At 37.8% G+C, this 20,795-nt stretch carries 17 protein-coding genes and 1 pseudogene; 17 read left to right on the plus strand and 1 reads right to left on the minus strand.

The window, feature by feature from the left end; translation table 11 throughout:
* Positions 1–23: 23 nt before the first annotated feature.
* A complete protein-coding gene (locus CKJ95_RS22015) occupies positions 24–350 on the minus strand; it encodes a hypothetical protein (RefSeq protein ID WP_180271652.1) in 327 nt (108 codons plus the stop codon).
* A 363-nt stretch (positions 351–713) separates the two neighbouring features.
* On the opposite strand from CKJ95_RS22015, the gene CKJ95_RS22020 reads away from it, so the two are divergent.
* The 17 genes and pseudogenes from CKJ95_RS22020 to CKJ95_RS22100 all read left to right on the plus strand — a co-directional run bounded on the left by CKJ95_RS22020 (position 714) and on the right by CKJ95_RS22100 (position 20,586).
* Positions 714–1,979: an amidohydrolase family protein gene (locus CKJ95_RS22020; protein ID WP_099355613.1), complete on the plus strand. Its 1,266-nt coding sequence runs from the start codon at positions 714–716 to the stop codon at positions 1,977–1,979.
* A gap of 71 nt (positions 1,980–2,050) precedes the next feature.
* A complete protein-coding gene (locus CKJ95_RS22025) occupies positions 2,051–2,809 on the plus strand; it encodes an AraC family transcriptional regulator (protein WP_099355614.1) in 759 nt (252 codons plus the stop codon).
* Between the two features lie 209 nt (positions 2,810–3,018).
* The gene (locus CKJ95_RS22030) at positions 3,019–4,401 is read left to right on the plus strand and encodes an MFS transporter (RefSeq protein WP_099355615.1); all 1,383 of its coding nucleotides are present in this window, start codon (positions 3,019–3,021) and stop codon (positions 4,399–4,401) included.
* Between the two features lie 48 nt (positions 4,402–4,449).
* The gene (locus tag CKJ95_RS22035; protein WP_099355616.1) at positions 4,450–5,295 is read left to right on the plus strand and encodes a creatininase family protein; all 846 of its coding nucleotides are present in this window, start codon (positions 4,450–4,452) and stop codon (positions 5,293–5,295) included.
* A gap of 326 nt (positions 5,296–5,621) precedes the next feature.
* Complete coding sequence (locus tag CKJ95_RS22040) at positions 5,622–5,918, plus strand: ArsR/SmtB family transcription factor (protein WP_180271654.1); 297 nt, start codon at positions 5,622–5,624, stop codon at positions 5,916–5,918.
* A gap of 53 nt (positions 5,919–5,971) precedes the next feature.
* Positions 5,972–7,270, plus strand: coding sequence for an arsenic transporter (locus tag CKJ95_RS22045; RefSeq protein WP_099355617.1), 1,299 nt, complete (start codon positions 5,972–5,974; stop codon positions 7,268–7,270).
* A gap of 21 nt (positions 7,271–7,291) precedes the next feature.
* Positions 7,292–7,711, plus strand: a complete 420-nt coding sequence (gene arsC, locus CKJ95_RS22050) for an arsenate reductase (thioredoxin) (RefSeq protein WP_099355618.1) — start codon at positions 7,292–7,294, stop codon at positions 7,709–7,711.
* Positions 7,712–7,886: 175 nt separating this feature from the next.
* Positions 7,887–9,506, plus strand: a complete 1,620-nt coding sequence (locus CKJ95_RS22055; RefSeq protein WP_099355619.1) for an ATP-binding protein — start codon at positions 7,887–7,889, stop codon at positions 9,504–9,506.
* Positions 9,503–10,198, plus strand: coding sequence for a response regulator (locus tag CKJ95_RS22060; protein ID WP_099355620.1), 696 nt, complete (start codon positions 9,503–9,505; stop codon positions 10,196–10,198). Before CKJ95_RS22055 ends, CKJ95_RS22060 begins: the two co-directional genes overlap by 4 nt.
* Positions 10,199–10,368: 170 nt before the next feature.
* On the plus strand, positions 10,369–11,694 hold the full coding sequence (locus tag CKJ95_RS22065; RefSeq protein WP_099355621.1) for a CitMHS family transporter: 1,326 nt from the start codon (positions 10,369–10,371) through the stop codon (positions 11,692–11,694).
* 149 nt (positions 11,695–11,843) lie between these two features.
* A pseudogene (locus CKJ95_RS22070) lies at positions 11,844–12,506 on the plus strand (malic enzyme-like NAD(P)-binding protein); the annotation flags it as partial.
* A gap of 367 nt (positions 12,507–12,873) precedes the next feature.
* On the plus strand, positions 12,874–13,839 hold the full coding sequence (locus tag CKJ95_RS22075; RefSeq protein WP_180271655.1) for a tRNA dihydrouridine synthase: 966 nt from the start codon (positions 12,874–12,876) through the stop codon (positions 13,837–13,839).
* A gap of 221 nt (positions 13,840–14,060) precedes the next feature.
* Positions 14,061–14,840 carry an aspartate dehydrogenase gene (gene nadX / locus CKJ95_RS22080; protein ID WP_099355624.1) on the plus strand — a complete coding sequence of 260 codons (780 nt, stop codon included), beginning with the start codon at positions 14,061–14,063 and terminating at the stop codon, positions 14,838–14,840.
* 155 nt (positions 14,841–14,995) lie between these two features.
* Positions 14,996–16,921, plus strand: coding sequence for a sigma-54-dependent Fis family transcriptional regulator (locus CKJ95_RS22085; RefSeq protein WP_099355625.1), 1,926 nt, complete (start codon positions 14,996–14,998; stop codon positions 16,919–16,921).
* Positions 16,922–17,145: 224 nt separating this feature from the next.
* Positions 17,146–18,132 carry a thiamine pyrophosphate-dependent dehydrogenase E1 component subunit alpha gene (locus CKJ95_RS22090; protein ID WP_099355626.1) on the plus strand — a complete coding sequence of 329 codons (987 nt, stop codon included), beginning with the start codon at positions 17,146–17,148 and terminating at the stop codon, positions 18,130–18,132.
* 29 nt (positions 18,133–18,161) lie between these two features.
* Complete coding sequence (locus CKJ95_RS22095) at positions 18,162–19,181, plus strand: alpha-ketoacid dehydrogenase subunit beta (RefSeq protein ID WP_099355627.1); 1,020 nt, start codon at positions 18,162–18,164, stop codon at positions 19,179–19,181.
* Between the two features lie 25 nt (positions 19,182–19,206).
* Positions 19,207–20,586 carry a 2-oxo acid dehydrogenase subunit E2 gene (locus tag CKJ95_RS22100; protein WP_099355628.1) on the plus strand — a complete coding sequence of 460 codons (1,380 nt, stop codon included), beginning with the start codon at positions 19,207–19,209 and terminating at the stop codon, positions 20,584–20,586.
* The last annotated feature ends 209 nt before the right edge of the window (positions 20,587–20,795 follow it).

Below are 20,795 nucleotides of genomic sequence, written 5' to 3' on the forward strand. Positions count from 1 at the left end.
TTTTTCTGTTATATTTGTATATTTTAGTAAGGATAGTAAGGGTATGGGTAGTATGGTGGGTACGGCGGATAATAATAAGGGTATGGTGGGTAATAATAACCAAATCCTGGACCTGGGGCCAATAGTGCACCAGTAGCTAGACCTCCTAAAAAGCCTAAGCCAAAGCCTGGTCTACCAAAACCAAAACCAGGTCTACCGAATCCAAAGCCCGGTCTACCAAAACCAGGTCTGCCAAATCCAAAGCCTGGTCTACCAAATCCAAATCCGGGGCGTATTCGTTGATCATTGACATCAATTATTTCTTGATTAAATGGTTCCTGTAAACCGATATATGGATAATCATTTGTCAAAGCAAATCCCTCCTATTTATTTATTACACTAAAGGATATGCTAAAGTAGCCTATTTGGGTTGGGCATATGCCTCATTTTAATCCAATAAATAATTGTTTAAGTATTCACCCACCATTTCTGTTATTGACTGAGCAAGAGAATGTGATAAAATCTAGAAGATTTTAAGAATTAGAATAAATACTTCAACATGCAGAAGAAAAATGAAGCCAATATATGAAAGAAATCAAGTAGGCTATTGAGGAAGCTATGCAATTGAGAATGCAATCAAACATGATCCTACAAATCCTTTGTACCATTTGCACAAAAAACAGTCTCTCGAATTAGTAGAAAATAAATTGATTTAGACAAAGGAGGATACACGAATGGAAGATAGAAGTAGGTTCAAAGAAGATCTACATAAAAAGAACTCCTATATGCTGTTAAATGTTCGATTAGAAAGTGGCTATAAATATGAAGGTGGGCAGGTTATCACCACTGAAACAGAATTACGTCATATCGAAATAGAAAACGGTATTATTAAGAAGATACAAGATACTCATCTACCATATAGAAGTGAAATAGATTGCTATGATGCGATGGGAATGCTTCTCCTCCCAGCATTTAAGGAAATGCATATCCATTTAGATAAGTCCTACTATGGGGGTCCCTGGAAGGCAGGAGCAAATCGAAAAAGTATTTTTGACATGATTGAATTAGAGGAGGAAATACTGCCAAAGCTACTGACAACGGCACAGGAGCGTGCGGAAAAATTAATTCAGCTAATCCTGAGCTACGGTTCAACCTATGTTCGAAGTCATTGTAATATTGATCAGACAGTCGGGTTAAAAAATCTCGAAAAATTACAGGCTGCCTTAGAGAATTATTCAGATAAAATTTCACATGAGATCGTAGCATTTCCTCAACATGGATTGCTTCGTTCCAATGTAGAAGGGTTATTACGAGAGGCCATGGAGCTTGGCGTAACACATGTAGGAGGTCTTGATCCAACCGTTGTTGACGGAAACATGGAGAAGTCTCTGGAAACAATGGTACAAATCGCAGTGGACTATAATGCAGGCATTGATATTCATCTTCATGAAGGTGGGGAAACAGGGATTAAAGCCATTAATAGGTTGGCTGATTTAACCGAAGAGGCTGGACTAAATGGAAAAGTAACAATCAGCCATGCATTCTCACTAGCTTCATTGTCGGAAGAATCTGGAATCGAGCTTGCAAAACGCTTAGCCTCATTAGGTATTTCAATTGCCTCAACTGTTCCAATTGGTAAAACAGTTATGCCGATTCCACTCCTTCAAAAGCAGGGAGTAGAAGTCCTTCTAGGAAATGACAGTATTACAGATCATTGGTCACCGTTTGGGATTGGAGATATCCTTCAGAAAGCACATCTTGCAGCACAATTATATGGTTGGAGCAATGAATATAACTTATCACGCGCTTTATCCCTAGCAACTAGAGGCATTACACCTTTGGATAAAGAGGGAAATCAAATCTGGCCCAAGGTTGGAGATGAAGCTACTGCAGTCCTCGTATCTGCCAGCTGTTCAGCAGAAGCTGTAGCAAGGTTACCAAAGCGTGCTGCTGTTCTGCATAAAGGTGCATTTTCTTCAGGTTCTTTACAAAAAAAGTAATAGTACACAATGAGTGCTCCTACTAAAAGAAGGCAACTAGCCCATTTGAAGTGAGGTGATGGGAAAGGAAAATGGAAAAGGAAGACCTAGAAGATCAAATAAACAATGAGTTCAATAAGAATAAAACAAAGCATGAAATAATCGAATCAGGACACAAATTTCGGGAGGAACTATTACAATCCATTCGTAAAGGAGATCAGAAATCTGTTGCTCAATATATCAATAGATTTAATGAGTTTCTAAGAGTTGAAACAGACACTTTAGATATTATTAAAAGAGTTCCAACGAATGAATTACGTGCATTAAAAAACATATTATTATCGCATAATACGCTCTACAGCTATTCAGCGGAAAAAGGTGGCTTGATTGCATGGCAATGTCATTACCTTTCTGAAAAATACGCAATTATAATTGAGAACGCCAAGTCTACACCTGAACTAGAAGAGATTCATAAAAAAATGCTAGAGGAGTACGCAGACCCTTCAATTCGTTTTATTGAATTTGAGAAAGCAACAATTGCCGAGAAAGCGGAGCATTTTATTAAGATGAACTTTTCAGAGGATATATCGATTGAGGACATATCACGAAAGTTACATGTGCATTCTTCCCACTTAATGCGTACTTTCAAAAAAGAAAAAGGGGTGACAATCAGTTATTATCGAAATTTGGTAAGGATTAAGGAAGCGAAGGAATTATTAATCAATTCTAATCTTTCGTTGATAGAAATCACCTTTATTGTAGGTTTTAAAAATCAACAATACTTTTCTCGTGTTTTTAAAGAGGAAGAAGGCATAACCCCAAAAGAGTATAAACAAAAAAATAGTAAGTGAAGCCTTTTTATCATCTGAATAAGTTGATGAAAGGCTTTTTTAATTAAATGCAATTATAGTGTAAAAGGATGCAATTTTATTGCAAAAGTAATTCGAAGTTTTGAGTTAAAATTCTAATATATTAGTATTTTAAACGCTTTCATTGTGGCGGCATTTATTATTATTTTAAAAAGTTATAAATCTATTATATTTACATTGGGGGTTACAACATGGAAAAGAAACAGGTTAGAAAATTTGGTTTCCGTGATCAATTTGGATACATGCTAGGGGATGTTGGTGGTGGTTTTGCAAACCTTTACATCGGTTCGTTTTTCCTTTTATTCACCACCTCCGTACTTGGAGTAAGTCCTTATTTCATGGGAACATTGTTTTTAGTTGCACGGATATTTGATGCATTTACAGATGTTTTGATGGGAAGTATTCCTGATAGATGGAGATTAGGAAAAAGCGGCGATAAATTTTTACCATATATCAATATATCAAAATGGTTACTAGCAGCATCCATCTTAATTTCATTTGCTGATGTCTCAAGTTGGTCATCAACAGCTATTCATGTATGGGTCGTATTTGTTTATCTATTCTATGGAATCGCATACACAGCTGATTCAATTCCTTATGGTTCATTAGCTGCTGTTATTACAGATGATCCAATTGAACGTACAAAATTATCTCGTGCTCGTTCTATTGGTGGTATGGTTGTTGGAATCGGGTTTTTATCGTTTGTCCCTATGTTTATCTATGATAAATCTGGGACTCTAGTGCCTGAAATGTTTTTCTACATTTCTATCGTATTCAGTATTCTTTCCGTATTAGCTTATACAGGACTTGTTAAATTAACAACAGAACGTATTCGTGATGATAGACCAGTTGGTACTAAACCGGATTACAAATTTACAGATGCTTTAAAAGCGGCCTTAAAGAATCGACAATTATTAGGGATGATGGTAGCGAGTGTTGGTTCCTTAATTATGATTAATGGTGTTACACAATTAGCTGCAATTGTGTTCTCAGAATATTATAAAAATCCTGGTGCATTTGCGATTAACTCATTCTTACAAATGGGAGTTACACTGGTATTGTTTCTTTTTGTCCCTACTCTCGTTAAAAAGTTTGGTAAACGTAATATGGTCATTAGCACGGCAAGCTTTAGTTTAATTGCTTCTTCACTCCTAACTATTTTTATTATTGAGAACGTTTACGTGTATATAGTAGCTTATAATATCGCAACAATCGCAAATATGGTTTTTGTTATGATCGTATGGGCACTCGTTACAGATTGTTTAGATTTTACAGAACTTCAAACTGGCAAACGGTATGATGGAACACTTTACTCTATTTATTCATTCTCACGTAAAGTAGGTATGGGTGTTGGTTCTGCACTTGGTAGTTATGCTCTAGGTTGGGTAGGATTTGTTTCTGGACAAACTTCTCAAACCCAAGAAGTGGCAGAAGGTGTTTTACGTATGTATAACGGATTACCTATTTTATCTTTTCTCTTAATGATTATCGGTATCGCGTTAATTTTCAACTTGAATAGTACAAAAGCTCAAGAAATGTATTCTACATTAAAAGAAAGAAGAGCACAAAACTAATCTATTAAATATATACTTTAAAAAACTTTTAAAAGGGGATGTAATTCGATGAGAACTCGGTTCCTATCTAAATGCACTAACGGAGAAGTTGAAGAATACCTGCAACAAAATGATCTGATTTTTGTACCCGTTGGTGTAACAGAAACGCATGGAGCATTACCGCTTGATACGGAAACGGTCATTGCTGAAGCACTTGCGTTAAAAATGGCAGAGGCAACAAATGGCCTAGTTCTTCACAACCTTCCATATTTCTTCGCTGGTGGGACAGCGATGGCTCGCGGGACCGTTAATATAAGCGTTAAAGAGGGTATGAGATATTTAGATGCAATAGCTAAATCACTTTTAAAACAAGGTTTCAGAAGACAGGTATTTGTTACTTGTCATGGTCCGGCTCACATAACATTAAGCGGTATGGTTCGTGACTTCTTTGAGGTAACAAAAGTACCAATCCTTTATATAGACATGATTAAAGCAACTGATAGTGTTAAAGATTTAAGTTTTTCGTTTATGGAAAAATTCAATGATATCAGCATCGGGGCATACAAAATACTAGGTAGATTAGAAGACGTTCCGATGAATGTTCCAGAGTCTAACTCGGTAACCTATGATGTACAAAGTATGATAAACGGCATGAGTAAAAACCCTGGTAATGCACTTGGAAAATATGCACTGCAATCAGGGGCAATTGGTTCATACTTTGATCAAGCGTCGGATCATCTAGCAACACCACTTATTACATCTGAAGAACATCGTGAAGGATTAGCAGATTCAGGCGTTCTTGCAATTGAAGAGTTTATTGAAAAAATGGATATGCCAACAATTGTAGACCTTTTACGAAAAACAGATGAGTATACACAAAATAACAGTCTACCAAAATACGGTGAATGGTTATAAATTAGGAAAAAACGAGAATTCATTTTCTCGTTTTTTTTTGTTGGGAATTTATGCGTAGTTTTGTTTTATTTTTCTGGTGTGAAAAGAATTATACAAAATAGTAGTTTGAAATAGCCGGTTTATTGATGTTATGGCAATGGAGAAACTGTTAGTTTAGGTGGATAAGAAAGTAATTTATGTGTAATGACCTGTCTGAAATGTATGGATTGGTCATTTTCACCTTAATGCAATAAGGCTAAAAAAGGTTGAGATTTTTATATAAGTAGAATATTATATAAGTAAAAGGTTATATAAGTGAATCTTTATGTAGGAAGGAGAAGACTGATTTGGAGAACATTGAATTAATGTCTAAACAGCTAAAAGCTGTGAGTGACCCCAACAGATTAAAGCTATTATCATGCCTTAAAAAAGGGGAAGTATGTGTTTGTGATTTTGTCGATGTGTTAAATATTTCTCAACCAGCGGTTAGTCAACAATTGAAAAAGTTGAAGGATGCTGGAATTGTTCTTGAAAGACCCTCGGGCACTTGGAAACATTATCGATTAAATGATGATTTACCTCCATATATTCAGTCTATTATTGATCAATTGCAAGAAATCGCAATCATTAAATGCGATTGTTAAGTATGCAACAGGAGTTTTCTAATACATCTATGTAAGTAGTAGGAGGTTATCTATTGGTATCAGTAATTTTAGCTTCAGTTATTTTCTTAATTACACTAGTCTTGGTTATATGGCAACCTAAGGGTTTATCCATTGGTTGGTCTGCATGTGGGGGGGCTGTCTTAGCTCTAATCGTTGGAGTAGTGGATATAGAAGATGTAATCGATGTTACATCCATTGTTTGGAACGCAACTCTAGCGTTTGTTGCTATTATTATTATTTCATTAATACTAGATGAAATCGGATTTTTTGAGTGGTCAGCTCTTCACATGGCAAGAGCAGCAAAAGGAAATGGAGTTCGAATGTTTGTGTATGTATCTATTTTAGGTGCATTAGTAGCTGCATTCTTTGCTAACGATGGAGCAGCGTTAATTTTAACTCCAATCGTATTAGCGATGGTTCGGAACCTTAACTTCAATGAAAAAATGGTATTTCCATTTATCATGGCAAGTGGATTTATTGCAGATACGACATCTCTGCCACTTGTCGTCAGTAACTTAGTAAACATTGTTTCAGCAGACTTTTTTGGAATTGGTTTTGCAGAGTTTGCATCAAGAATGATTGTTCCCAATCTCTTTTCGTTAGCAGCAAGTATTTTGGTCTTATATCTATTTTTCCGTAAGAGCATTCCAAAGAATTATGATATGACTCAACTGAAAAAGCCAGCAGAAGCGATTCGTGACCTGAAGATGTTCAGATTATCTTGGGTTGTGTTAGGGATACTACTTATTGGATACTTTGCAAGTGAATTTACAGGAATTCCGGTATCCATTATCGCAAGTATTGTGGCAATCTTCTTCCTCTTCATGGCTAGGAGAAGTTCAGCCGTAAATACGCGGACAGTTATAAAAGGTGCTCCGTGGGCTATCGTATTTTTCTCAATAGGAATGTATGTAGTTGTATATGGGTTAAGAAATGTTGGGCTTACAGATATCCTAGCAAATCTCATTCAGTTATCTGCTGATCAAGGCTTATTTGCGGCAACAATTGGAATGGGATTCATAGCAGCAATCCTGTCATCTGTTATGAATAACATGCCGACTGTCATGATTGATGCTCTAGCAATTGCAGATACAAATACAAGCGGTGTAATAAGAGAAGCTCTTATCTATGCGAATGTTATTGGTTCAGATTTAGGTCCAAAAATTACACCAATTGGTTCTCTTGCAACCCTTTTATGGTTACATGTTCTTTCACAAAAGGGAGTTAAAATTTCATGGGGAACCTACTTTAAGACTGGTATTATACTAACCATTCCAACATTGTTCATCACACTAGTTGGATTATATATTTGGCTGCTTATTATTCATTAAACAAAAAAGGAGATTTCGATTATGTCAAAAAAAACAATTTACTTTTTATGTACAGGTAACTCTTGCAGAAGCCAAATGGCTGAAGGGTGGGGGAAAAAGTATTTAGGAGAAGAGTGGAACGTACTAAGTGCCGGTATTGAAGCACATGGCTTAAATCCTAATGCCGTAAAAGCGATGAATGAAGTTGGCGTTGATATTTCCAATCAAACTTCAGATATTATTGACCCTGAGATCCTAAACAATGCAGATTTTGTCGTAACTTTATGTGGAGATGCTGCTGATAAGTGTCCAATGACACCACCACATGTGAAACGTGACCATTGGGGATTCGATGATCCTGCGAAAGCTCAAGGAACGGAAGAAGAAAAATGGGCAGTGTTCCAACGAGTACGTGACCAAATTGGTGAAAGAATTCAACGATTTGCTGAAACTGGTGAATAATAAAATCAAAAACCAAGAGGATAATCTCTTGGTTTTCTTCTAATTATTAGACTGCACAACATTGAGTTGTCTAACACTTTCTTCATACAGAAATCATAAACTTTAGTCTTGTCGAATAACCTTGACTACTTTACGCTAGAAGTAATTAAAACTGTATGAGGTGACCAAAGTTATTATGCTTTTTAAATTAAAACGACTAGGACTTTTTGGGCAAATGGTTCTGCTTATGCTGGCTGTGCTCTTATTTTGCATAACGCTAATTACTATTTTTTTTTCATCCATTATTGATCAATTGATAGAGAATACCACTGGACAGCAAGCCTTGACGGCTGCAGAATTGGTGGCCGAAAATGCTTCAATTATTGCTGCGTTTTCTACAGAAGACCCAGCACAGTCGATTCAGCCGATTGCTGAGGAACTTAGAACACGGACGGGCGCAGATTATATTGTAATAGCCAATAAAGATGGGATCCGTTATTCACATCCCCATCCAGAACAAATTGGCCACGTTACTGAAACAAGCAATGCTGGTCCGCTTGCGGGAGAATCCGTTGTTTTTATTGGCAAAGGGGTTTTGGGTGAAGCAGTTAAAGCGAAGACACCAATTTATGATGAGACGGGAGAAATTATCGGTGTTTCTTCGGTAGGCTTTTTAACGAACGAAGTTGAAAGTAAGATTTTCATATATCAATTGCGTGTCGTTGGTTTCGGTGGCCTTGCCCTGCTTATTGGGATTCTAGGTGCTTTCTTTATTGCCAGGCGTGTCAAGTTACTTATTTTTAACTTGGAACCAGAGGAGATTTCCCATGCCTTTTCTGAGAAACAAGCCATACTCGAATCAATTGTGGATGCAACACTTGCCATTAGCCCAACACTCGATATTTTATCAGCAAATAAAAAAGCACGTGACATTCTAGGGGAATATGCCAGAGGTAAGCTAATGGAACCTCATTTACAAGCAATCGTCCAACATGCATTACAGAATCCAAACGCCCAAATCCAAGAACAAGTGCTCATTAACAACCTGATATACATTGTTGACATTTCGCCTATCCAAGCTGAAAAAACGACAATATCGGGATTTGTGCTGACAATCCGACCTTTCTCTGAAGTTGAGGATTTAGCTAATGAACTTATTGAAATCCGGCAGCATGCGAATCATATACGTGCACAAACACATGAATATTTAAATAAATTAAACACACTAAATGGCCTGCTACTTTTGGAGCGTTACGATGAAGCAAAGGCATTTATGAAAATGGAAGTGCAGGAATTGCAACAAACTGTCACCTTTTTAATGTCTACTGTCAAAGACCCTTTGATTGTTGCCGTTCTCCTTGGGAAAGTGAACCGTGCCAAAGAAATGAAGGCATCACTCACATTTGACGAAAATAGCCGGTGGCTAGACTTCCCTGATACCATTCAAAGCGAGCATGTCGTAACAGTAGTTGGCAATTTGATTGATAATGCTCTAGAAGCATCTACTGCCTGGAAAGGGACAAACGCTACTGTCCACTTGTCCTTTACAGACTATGGAGACGAGCTGATTATGGATATTGAGGACAATGGCAAAGGCATGAGCGCTGAAGAGGAAGCTTACTTCTTTAGAGAAGGAGCGACAACAAAAAATCATCCCCAGCATGGCCTTGGCTTGACAATCATGCAGCATGCCTTACATCAGTTAGGTGGGGAATGGTACCGGACAGATCGTACACAAGGAGGAACATGTATGACAATCGCAATTCCAAAAACAAAGTTCAATTACACAAACATGAAAAGAGAGAATAAATCATGACCAACCCATTAATTGGAGTTCTTATCGTTGAGGATGACCCTGTCGCTGCAACCGTATATGAACAACTTATTAAAAACAAAGAAGATTTCACTGTTATAGGGAAAGCGCAAACAGCTTCGGAAGCCATTCAATTGATGGATGTTATCACACCAGAACTTATCTTGCTCGATGTCCATCTTCCAGATGCAAATGGAATTGATTTGCTCTTTCAAATCAAACAAGCAAACCGTCATGTTGACATCATCATGATAACTGCTTCAAACGATGCAAAAACAGTTAGAGACTCAATGCGTGGAGGGGCCTTTAGCTATATGCTGAAACCCATTATGGTTGAAAGCTTTTTTTCAACTCTCGAAGAGTACCGCCAAACACGACAAGCCTTGCAATCAAACGCTATTATCAAACAAGAAGAAATTAAGCGGCTCTTTCAAAAAAATGTCTCAGCAACCGAGGCAAAGAACGATATGGATACCTTGCCAAAAGGAATCGACAAACATACGCTGCGTAAAGTTACACTTACAATGGAAGATGCATCCACAAGCCTAAATGCTGAAGAAGTTGGCCTGCAAATTGGTGCAAGCCACTCCACCGCAAGGCGATATTTAGAGTACTTAGTATCTATAGACTTAGTAGAAGTAGATATCGTATATGGCAGCGTCGGCCGTCCTGAACGACGTTATAAAAGACCCTAGCAAGCAAGCACTCTCCCCAGAAGGCTTGCTTTTTTTGTTTTTATAAAAAATATGAAAAAAATAAAAATAATCAAATTTTATCAAAATTAAACTACTAATCTATTCTTCTATGCATCGCCCTGTTAAAGTAAATCAAAAGGAAACGCTTACACTGTTACGGAGGGATTAAAATGCTCGCAATACTTGGATATATTATGGTTGCTGTTTTTATGATTTTAATTATGACTAAACGAATATCTGCACTACTGGCATTAATTATTGTCCCAATTGTATTCGCTTTAATTGGTGGATTTTATACAGGGATCGGAGAAATGATGCTTGAAGGAATCGCTCAAGTTGCACCTACAGGCGTTATGCTTGTGTTTGCTATCCTATATTTCGGCATCATGATTGATGCAGGCTTATTTGAACCAATTGTGAATACGATTTTGAAGATTGTAAAAGGCGACCCGTTAAAAATTGCCATCGGAACAGTTGCCCTCGCGTCGCTTGTTGCACTAGATGGAGACGGAACAACAACATTTATTATTACCGTCACAGCGATGCTGCCGCTGTACAAAAAGCTTAATATGAATTTATACATGCTTGCTACGCTTGCACTTCTCTCCATAGGAGTCATGAACATGACGCCGTGGGGTGGACCGACAGCCCGAGTTATCAGTTCACTTCAACTTACAACTGAGGAAGTATTCCTTCCACTTATTCCTGTGATGGCAGCCGGGATAGGCTTTGCTTTCCTTGTTGCTTGGTATTTTGGATTAAAAGAACGGAAGCGTATTGGCATCCAGCAAATTGATGATCCAACCTCTAAGGAACTGCTCGCAGCAGAGGAACAAGTTGCTGCGGCTGTTGCGGATGGGGAAAAGTCAACTGTGCTACAGCGCCCAAAATTAATTTGGGTAAATGCAGGACTGACGGTTGGCTTGTTGATTGCCTTAATTACTGGCTTGCTGCCGTTGCCTGTTCTCTTTATGATAGGCTTTGCTATTGCCACCATGATTAATTACCCAAACCTGGTGGAGCAAAAAGAACGGATTACAGCCCATGCAGGTAATGTTCTTGCAGTTGTTGCACTGGTTTTTGCCTCTGGTATATTCACAGGGATTATGAACGGAACTGAGATGGTCGACGCTATGGCGACTGCACTTGTGCATATTATTCCAGAACAATTAGGGAGTCAACTGCCATTGATCACTGCTATCACGAGCATGCCATTTACTTATTTCATGGCAAACGATCCGTATTATTTTGGAATCATCCCAATCATTGGCGAAACTGCTGCCAACTATAATATTCCTATGGCTGAAATTGCCCGTGCATCTGTGCTTGGCCAACCTGCTCACGTGCTGAGCCCGCTTTATGCTGCTGGGTACCTGCTAGTTGGCATGCTTGGAATAGACTACGGCCAGAACCAACGCTTTGCTTTAAAGTGGGCAATTGCCTCCTCAGTATTTATGATTATTGCTGCGATTGTATTTGGTGTTATTTCAATTTAGCATTAAATATGGAAGGCAACTTGAGAACCGGTGCGGAGGTGCCGGGTTCTTTTGATTTATAGAGCGATCTGTGAGATTTTTATTTTGGGTAATGCTTGAATCATGAATGAAACAAAAGAGAATCGAAAGAAGGAAGTTATATGCCTACAACTGCGGCAGCTGGCATTAATCCTAGCCGCGTCCTACCAATTGTATTGGATGTAGGAACCAATAATCAAAATCTAATAAATGACCCATTTTATATCGGTAACAAATTTGCCCGAATTAGTGGTGAACGATACGATCAGTTTATAGACAATTTTGTTTCTGCTACTCGTAAGTTTTTCCCTGAAGTGTTGATTCACTGGGAAGACCTAGGAAATGTAAATGCAAGAAAAATATTAGACAAATACAGTGAAAACATTCTTACTTTTAATGACGATATCCAAGGAACAGGTGCCGTTACCCTTGCTGCAGTTAAGTCAGCGTTGCGAGTGACTGGAGAATCCCTGAAGGATCAAAGGATTCTTGTGTTTGGTCCAGGCGCAGCTGGAATCGGTAATGCTGACCAATTGGTAGAGTCGATGACTATGGAAGGTTTATCACGAGAAGAGGCATTTGATCGATTCTGGGCTTATGATTTTCGCGGTTTGTTAACCAATGAAACTCCAGATGTCCTAAAATTCCAAATCCCTTTTACACGCCAGTCTGAGGAAGTTGCGGATTGGGAAAGAGATGAGAATGGTCTGATTTCATTATTAGAAGTTGTGAGAAGGGTTAAGCCGACAATTTTAATCGGTACATCAGGGCAATCTGGCGCATTTACTGAAGAAGGACGCAATGTGGGAACCGGTATATAAAGAAATCAGAAGTGTATAGAGAATGGAAAAAACCAAGGGATATATCTCTTGGTTTTTTTAAAAAAACTCTTCAAATTCCTGACTTTTATAATTGCTAACATCTGAAACTTATACTAATCCATTAAAACTCTCTCCTTTTGTTTGAACAAAATATATAGATTTATAACTTTTATAAAATTGATTTATTTTTGCTCAAGATTTATAATTTTTAAAGCTTACTTTAGTTTGATAAAAAGGTCTAAAACATGGTATAGCTATAAAAAGAAGTATGAATATTTTTGAGTTTAACTTTCAGGTGAGAGTTTAACTTTGTCGTTATAGAGAGGATTTGAGTTTGATTATGAAAGATAATTTTTGGCGTGATCTACCACGGCCGTTTTTTATACTTGCACCCATGGAAGATGTGACGGATGTTGTTTTCCGCCATGTCGTGAGTAAAGCAGGCAGACCTGATGTATTTTTTACAGAGTTTACGAACACGGATAGTTATTGTCACCCAGAGGGACAACAAAGTGTGCGCGGGCGTTTGACGTTTACAGAAGATGAACAACCAATAGTGGCTCATATATGGGGAGATAAGCCTGAAAACTTTCGAAAAATGAGTATCGGTATGGCTGAACAAGGATTTCGGGGTATTGATATCAATATGGGCTGTCCTGTAGATAATGTGATAGAGGATGGAAAGGGATGCGGTCTCATCCGTCGTCCGGGAGTTGCAGCTGAAATCATTCAAGCGGCAAAAGCGGGAGGACTTCCTGTTAGTGTGAAGACAAGGCTTGGTTTCACGGAAGTAGATGAATGGCGCGACTGGCTAACACACATATTGAAACAAGACATTGTTAATTTATCCATTCATTTGCGTACAAGAGAGGAAATGAGCAAAGTCGATGCACATTGGGAGTTGATTCCGGAAATTAAAAAACTTCGTGACGAGGTGGCACCAGATACACTTTTAACGATTAATGGGGATATTCCTGATTATCAAACTGGCATCCAGCTTGCTCAACAATACGGTGTTGATGGGATTATGATTGGGCGCGGTATTTTTAAAAACCCGTTTGCCTTTGAAAAAGAACCGAAAGAGCATAGCAGTAAGGATTATCTAGATCTTTTAAGATTGCATCTCGATCTATTTGACGAGTATTCACATTTACAAGCACGTTCTTTGGGACAACTTCGTCGCTTTTTTAAGATTTATGTCAAGGGATTTCGAGGGGCGAGTGAGTTAAGAAACCAATTGATGAGTGCAAAGTCAACAGATGAAGTGCGTGCACTGCTTGATAACTTTGAGTTAGAAAATGAATAGTAATGTAATTGAAAAAGCTTGTAAAGACATTGATTCTTTACAAGCTTTACTTTTGTTAGGAAGCTCAGTAGCTTTATCTTTAGTAACCACAGAATTGCTTTTTTCATTGAAAGTAAACCAATAGAAAGGCATTAACGTGGAAAATGCGCCATTTACTGCCTATGATAGAGTAAGAGGTTAATACTTTCCTGGTATCAAATATAGACAAAAGGAGGCCAACTATGAATATCGGTTTAATTGGGGCGGGAGCAGTTGCTACTTTCTTATTGAAAGAAATCAATCAAAATCAGCTTGAAAATATACATATTAAAAGCATTTTGGTACGGAATACAGAAAAATATCGGTTGTTGGAGTCAAAATTTGGTGTGAAATTATTTACTGACCTCAACTCATTTCTTGATTCAGAAATCGATATTGTTGTGGAGGCAGCGAATATACATGCAGTGAAAACCTTGTTGCCAACGGTTATTAAGAAAAAGGATGTAGTGTTAATTAGTGTTGGTGCACTTGCAGATGAAGCACTGCTGAATGAAATTAGTAATCTTGTACAAAAGCATAAGTATACCGTTCATTTACCGTCTGGTGCAATTGGCGGTTTGGACTTGTTGCAAAATGCACACGCACTAGGTAAGGTTTATAGCGTTTCGTTAACAACTCGGAAACCTGCCAACTCGCTCATTGATGAAGACATCCACGAAGCGAAGGTTGTTTTTGAAGGGAAAGCGATTGAGGCAATTAAGCAATTTCCAAAAAACATGAACATCTCCATTGTCCTGTCACTAGCTGGGGTAGGGATAGAGAAGACGAGAGTATGCCTAGTGGCTGATCCACATATTGAAAAGAACATACATCAAGTGGACATATCAGGTGAGTTTGGAGAAGCAACATTCTCTATCACAAATCATCCACTTCGGGAAAATCCAAAGACCAGCTATTTAGCCGCTATGAGTATTCTGGGGACATTAAAACGAATGAATGGGAAACTCAGAATTGGTGGTTAAGTCAGAGTTTCAAAATATTCAATTTTGAAGGAGCGAGCCATTGAGGTTCGCTCTTTTTTCACTATTTTTAAAAGATTTTGATGATACAATAGAATAGTATATTGAAACCGCAATCATCCATCTTAGATTAAATAAAAATTTTTTTGGAGGGTCGCATGAAAAGTTTAAAAGACTATAAGGAAAATTGGGAACAGTTCATTTTTGAGGATTATATAAAACCAAACATCAATCCAATTGTTAAGCTTTCATGGCTTCGTTCAAAAAGGATGGGGATCGATCCTTTTCGTACTTATGGAAAAATAAAACCATTTGATTATGAAAAATATAAGGAGTTAATTAACATTGCAACACCATTAACGAAAGGTCTTTATTCGATTGTTGAGGGCTCCGGATTTATGGTCATTATTTGTAATGAACAAGGGCAACTATTAAAGGTAATTGGCGATACGGATCCATTGAATCATGCAAAGAGGATGGGTTTCATTGAAGGAGCTGATTGGAGCGAGGCAGAAATGGGTACCAATGCTATCGGTACGTCGATTGTAGTCGATTCTCCACTTCAAATCGTTGCAGAGGAACATTTTGCAAAGATTTGTCAATCTTGGACATGTTCAGCAGCGCCGATTCATGATAGTAATGGAAAGATTATAGGTGTTCTGAATATATCTGGCCCAAGGGACAAAGTCCATTCGCATACCTTAGGGATGGTTGTGTCAACTGTTAAAGCCATCGAATATCAACTAAAATTAAATGAAAACATGCAAAAGATTTTAATGATGCAAAAATTTCTTGAAGCAGCTACAAATAGTATCGATGACGCAATAGTAATTACAGATACTCAAGGAAAAATTATCATTTCAAACGACCAGTTTACAAGGCTATTTGATCTTAATAAGAGTCAGCAGGAAAATAAAAAGTTAAGTACTATTTTCATTAACCAACTATTAACATCCACAAATAAAGAGCGTTTTTTGGATAAAGAAATACATATAAAACGTCTAGACTTGCAGCCAAGTATCCACTGTATTGTTAGTAAAATACCGATTTACCAAGAAAACAGTTGGCTAGGTTCGATGATTACATTAAAGGAGATGAAGAAGGTTCGTCACCTTGTTAACCATTTAACAGACCATCGAGCTAAAATCTCGTTTAGCGAAATTATTGGTGAATCTCATACATTTGTAAATAAAGTACAAGAAGCAAAACTAGCGGCCAATACAAGTTCTACTGTCCTAATTTTAGGAGAAAGTGGGACAGGTAAGGATATGATTGCACAAGCTATTCACAACGCAAGTGACCGGAAAAACAAGCCTTTTATCTCGATTAACTGTGGAGGTATACCACGTGATTTATTAGGTAGTGAACTTTTCGGGTATGAGGAAGGTGCCTTTACAGGAGCGAAAAAAGGGGGCAGGCAAGGGAAATTTGAACTGGCTGATGGAGGGACTCTATTTTTAGATGAAATAGGGGAAATGTCATTGGAGATGCAAGTGCTTTTATTACGTGTTCTACAAGACAGGGAAGTAGTACGAATTGGCGGACAAAACGTTATTTCTGTAGATGTACGAATAATAGCAGCAACCAATCGTAATCTGCGTAAAGAAGTGGAAAAAGGTAGTTTTAGGGAAGACTTATTTTTCCGTTTAAATGTGATGCCTATAGAACTGCCACCACTTCGAAACAGATTAGCGGATATCCCCCTTTTAGTAGAATTTTTCATCCGTCAGTTTAGTCATAACCTTAACCGCTCAATGCCTATTATTGACCCAGGATTTATTCATGCATTAATGCAGTATAGTTGGCCCGGCAATATCCGGGAATTACAAAATATTTTAGAGAGAACAATGAACAAAAGTTTGAAAGATCATCTAACTTCTCAAGATTTACCGAGTGAAATCTTTGAAAAGAAAGAGCAGCATAAAAAAGAAGGTATGATTGTCCTAGATCGTAATCAATTAAAAAAGCAAGCAATTATCCACGCTTTGGAAAGATCTAAAGGCAACATTCTACATGCAGCAAAATATTTAGGAATCGCAAGAAGTACACTATATCGGCAAATGAAAAAATTCAATATCCAATAATTGGTGTAGCGTTCTGTAGTGAAGTGTAGCGCTTACATAGTAGAGAAGTGTCTCAAATTGGGACAGTTCTCTTTTTTTATGGAGAATTAAATATTTACCTATACGTGAAGACCCTCTTAAACAAGGTCAAGAAAATAATTCCAGTGGATTTAAAAAGTTGGCACGCTTTTTGCATTATTGATTAATGTAACTATTCATTAGAGTAAGCAAAGGAGGAAATAAAATTGACTATTTCTATTGATCAACTTAAATGGATGTATGAAACAATGTACAAGATTCGTTATTACGAAGAAACAATGATGGATGCTTATGCTGAAGGAAAAAATCCTGTTTTTAATATTGGACTAGGTCCTGTACCTGGCGAAATGCATTTATCCAATGGTCAAGAACCAGCTGCTGTGGGTATTTGTGCACATTTAAGAAAAGAAGATACGGTATCATCTCCACACCGCCCACATCACCATGCCATTGCAAAAGGTGTTCATTTAAATAAGATGACTGCAGAAATGTTTGGTAAAGTAACAGGTTTAAGTAAAGGAAAAGGTGGCCATATGCACATCTTTGATCCAGAGGTAAACTTTTCATGTGGAGGTATAGTAGGAGCTAATATTCCTCATGCACTTGGTGCTGCATTAGTTTCGAAGAAGAGAAAAACAAATGACGTAGCGGTTGCATTCATAGGTGAAGGCGCAGCAAACCAAGGCGCATTCCATGAATCTTTGAATTTAGCTGCACTTTGGAATCTCCCATTAATCGTTGTAGTTGAAAATAATAATTACGGTATTTCTGTAGCGAAAGAAGATTCAACATCCATTGCGTCAAATGATCTTCGTGCGTCAGCATATGGTGCTAAAGGCTATTATGTAAAAGACAATGATCCAATTGCGATGTATGAAGCATCAAAAGACGCTGTCGAACGTGCTCGTAATGGTGAAGGTCCTTCGATCATTGAAATAGAAACCTATCGTTTCCTCGGACACTTCCAAGGCGACCCAGAATTGTATCGTGAGAAAAAAGAAGTACCCGAACTAAAAGCAAAAGACCCAATTGTAAAATTACGTAACCTACTCGTTTCTGAATATAACATAACGGAAGAGGATGTAATTGCACTTGAAAAGAAGGCAACAGAGGTAGTTGACGAAGCTTATCAGTTTGCTAGAGAAAGTGCATATCCTGCACCAGAAGCAGCATTAGAAGATTTATATATTTGAAAGAAAAATCCATAGGAGAGGTGTCTATTATGTTACAAACAAAAAAACGTTTATTAACTGGAAATAAAGCGCTTTCTGAAGCGATTCGTCTCGAAATGGAAACAGATCCAGAAGTTTTCGTTTTAGGTGAAGATGTCGGCAAATATGGCGGTATCTTTGGTTCAACAGAAGGTTTGTACGATAAATTCGGGCCGGAAAGAATTATGGACACACCCATATCTGAAACTGCATTTATCGGGGCAGCGGTAGGAGCAGCAGCACAAGGAATGCGACCAATCGTAGAATTAATGTTTGTGGACTTCTTTGGCGTTTGTATGGATCAAATTTACAACCAAATGGCAAAAATTCCTTACATGTCTGGTGGTAATGTAAAACTTCCAATGGTTCTTATGACCGGTGTTGGCGGTGGTTACAATGATGCAGCCCAACACTCTCAAACTTTATATGCCACATTTGCCCATATGCCAGGAATGAAAGTTGTTGCTCCAACTACACCTTATGATTTAAAAGGTATGATGATCTCAGCGATTCGTGACGAGAACCCAGTTGTTTTTATGTTTCATAAAACACTACAAGGTTTAGGCTGGATGGATCAAATTGATGCTTCCTTGGGACATGTTCCAGAAGAGGCATATACAGTTCCACTTGATAAAGCAAAAGTGGTTCGTGAAGGATCTGATGTAACAATTGTAGGTATCCAAATGACAACTGTCCAAGCACTTGAAGCAGCGAAAAAGCTTGAAGAAGACGGAATTAGTGCAGAAGTTATTGATATTCGCTCACTCGTTCCGCTAGATAAGGAAACAATCTTAAACTCTATTAAAAAGACACATCGTTTAATGGTTGTTGATGAGGATTATCTATCCTATGGATTAACTGCTGAAATTGCTGCTTTAGCTGCAGAACATGGCCTCTATGACTTGGATGCACCAGTCAAAAGAATGGCAATCCCTGATGTTCCAATTCCATACAGTCGTCCATTAGAACAATATGTTTTGCCAAATGCAGAAAAAATCTATAAAGCTGCTAGAGAACTAGTTAATGAATAAAAACTGACGGAAAGGAGATCACATCATGGCAATCGAAGTAAAACTACCTCGTCAATCTGAAGACAACGATGAAAGTTTAATCACCTTCTGGCATGTTTCAGAAGGAGACTATATCGAAAAGGGGCAGACATTAGTAGAAGTTCAAACTGCCAAGGCTATATCTGAAATAGAAGCACCTGAGTCGAGTTATATTAAGGAAATTAAAAAACAAAGAGGAGATACAGTGAAAGTTGATGAAGTCCTCGTTGTCCTTGATACAAATACTTCTGCTGAATCGGATGCAGAATTAGAGACTGCTATAACTGTTGAAGAATTAGAAAAACCTCAAGAAGTAAAATCAGTGGTTGAGGTCAAAGCAACACCGAGAGTGAAGCGACTTGCTACCCAACTTGGCGTGGACTGGCAAAAGGTAACGCCAACTCGCCCTGACGGAAAACTTACTTTAGAAGATATTCGAGAAGCAGCAGGTGCATTAAATCAGCCAGTTGTAAAAGAGGCAACTCCTGAAAAAGTGGTTAACCAACCCGTGGAACAAGCTGAGAAGAAAATGCGAACCGTTATTGCTGCACCTTCTGTCCGTAAATATGCACGGGAACATAATATTAATTTAGAAGAAATTGAAGCATTGAATCCAAATGGAAGAGTAACAAAAATTGATGTGGATCGCGCACTTCAAGCAAATGTAGAAGTATCGAAATCTCCATTAACAGATAATGAAATTATTCCATTTACAGGTATTCGCAAAGTAATCTCAAATGCAATGGTTCATTCCAAAACAACGATTCCACATGTTACACATTTCGATGAAGCAGAGGTCTCTCTTTTAGTTGACCATAGACACAAGACGAAAGCATATTTTAGTGAGGAAGACGTTAAACTCACATACCTTGCTTATATTGTTAAAGCCTTAACAAAAGTTCTTAAAAAGTATCCAATGTTAAACGCTTCGCTGGATGATCAAAAAGACCAAATTATTCTTCATAAGCAATATAATATGGGAATTGCGGTCGACACAGAACGTGGATTAGTGGTTCCCGTTATTAAAAATGCTGATCAAAAGTCACTTTTTGATATTGCCAAAGAGATACAAGAACTTTCTAAAAAGGCAAGGGAAGGCTCTATTAAAGCCGATGAAATGTCTAGTGGAACTTGCACAATTTCAAATATAGGTTCTGAGCGAGGAGCTTGGTTTACCCCTATTATTAATGCACCACAATCCTGTATTCTAGGATTTGGTCGTATTGAGAAAAAAGTCGTTGTCATTGATGATGCAATTGAAATTAGACCTGTTATGACCTTGTCTCTAAGCTACGATCACCGCTTAATTGATGGGGCTACAGCACAGAAGGCTGTAAATGAATTTAAAAAATTGGTTCACGAACCTGATTTATTATTAGCCTATTAATTTAATAGAGAAATCAAAAGAAAACTGCCTTCAAAAACTATATAAGTTTAAGGGCGGTTTTTCTTTGTTTTGAAATTTTGTCTTAAAACTGATCACCTTCATACACCCCCGCGCCGACATTGCCTTCGCTTCATCGAGCGTATGAAGAGGAAAAGAGTCAATGAAAAGTGGGTGAATCCTAATCGGTATATCATCATAACGAGAAACGA

The sequence above is a fragment of the Fredinandcohnia onubensis genome (assembly GCF_002734285.1).
In the GTDB taxonomy this organism is placed as follows: Bacteria; Bacillota; Bacilli; order Bacillales; family Bacillaceae_L; genus Ferdinandcohnia; species Ferdinandcohnia onubensis_A.

What these genes read in the sequence shown, in the direction of transcription:
- CKJ95_RS22065 (WP_099355621.1), top strand. Translation starts at nt 10,369, where the DNA reads ATGCTCGCAATACTTGGATATATTATGGTTGCTGTTTTTATGATTTTA.
- CKJ95_RS22075 (WP_180271655.1), top strand. Translation starts at nt 12,874, where the DNA reads ATGAAAGATAATTTTTGGCGTGATCTACCACGGCCGTTTTTTATACTT.
- nadX (WP_099355624.1), top strand. Translation starts at nt 14,061, where the DNA reads ATGAATATCGGTTTAATTGGGGCGGGAGCAGTTGCTACTTTCTTATTG.
- CKJ95_RS22060 (WP_099355620.1), top strand. Translation starts at nt 9,503, where the DNA reads ATGACCAACCCATTAATTGGAGTTCTTATCGTTGAGGATGACCCTGTC.
- CKJ95_RS22085 (WP_099355625.1), top strand. Translation starts at nt 14,996, where the DNA reads ATGAAAAGTTTAAAAGACTATAAGGAAAATTGGGAACAGTTCATTTTT.
- CKJ95_RS22030 (WP_099355615.1), top strand. Translation starts at nt 3,019, where the DNA reads ATGGAAAAGAAACAGGTTAGAAAATTTGGTTTCCGTGATCAATTTGGA.
- CKJ95_RS22055 (WP_099355619.1), top strand. Translation starts at nt 7,887, where the DNA reads ATGCTTTTTAAATTAAAACGACTAGGACTTTTTGGGCAAATGGTTCTG.
- CKJ95_RS22100 (WP_099355628.1), top strand. Translation starts at nt 19,207, where the DNA reads ATGGCAATCGAAGTAAAACTACCTCGTCAATCTGAAGACAACGATGAA.
- CKJ95_RS22020 (WP_099355613.1), top strand. Translation starts at nt 714, where the DNA reads ATGGAAGATAGAAGTAGGTTCAAAGAAGATCTACATAAAAAGAACTCC.
- CKJ95_RS22095 (WP_099355627.1), top strand. Translation starts at nt 18,162, where the DNA reads ATGTTACAAACAAAAAAACGTTTATTAACTGGAAATAAAGCGCTTTCT.
- CKJ95_RS22035 (WP_099355616.1), top strand. Translation starts at nt 4,450, where the DNA reads ATGAGAACTCGGTTCCTATCTAAATGCACTAACGGAGAAGTTGAAGAA.
- arsC (WP_099355618.1), top strand. Translation starts at nt 7,292, where the DNA reads ATGTCAAAAAAAACAATTTACTTTTTATGTACAGGTAACTCTTGCAGA.
- CKJ95_RS22025 (WP_099355614.1), top strand. Translation starts at nt 2,051, where the DNA reads ATGGAAAAGGAAGACCTAGAAGATCAAATAAACAATGAGTTCAATAAG.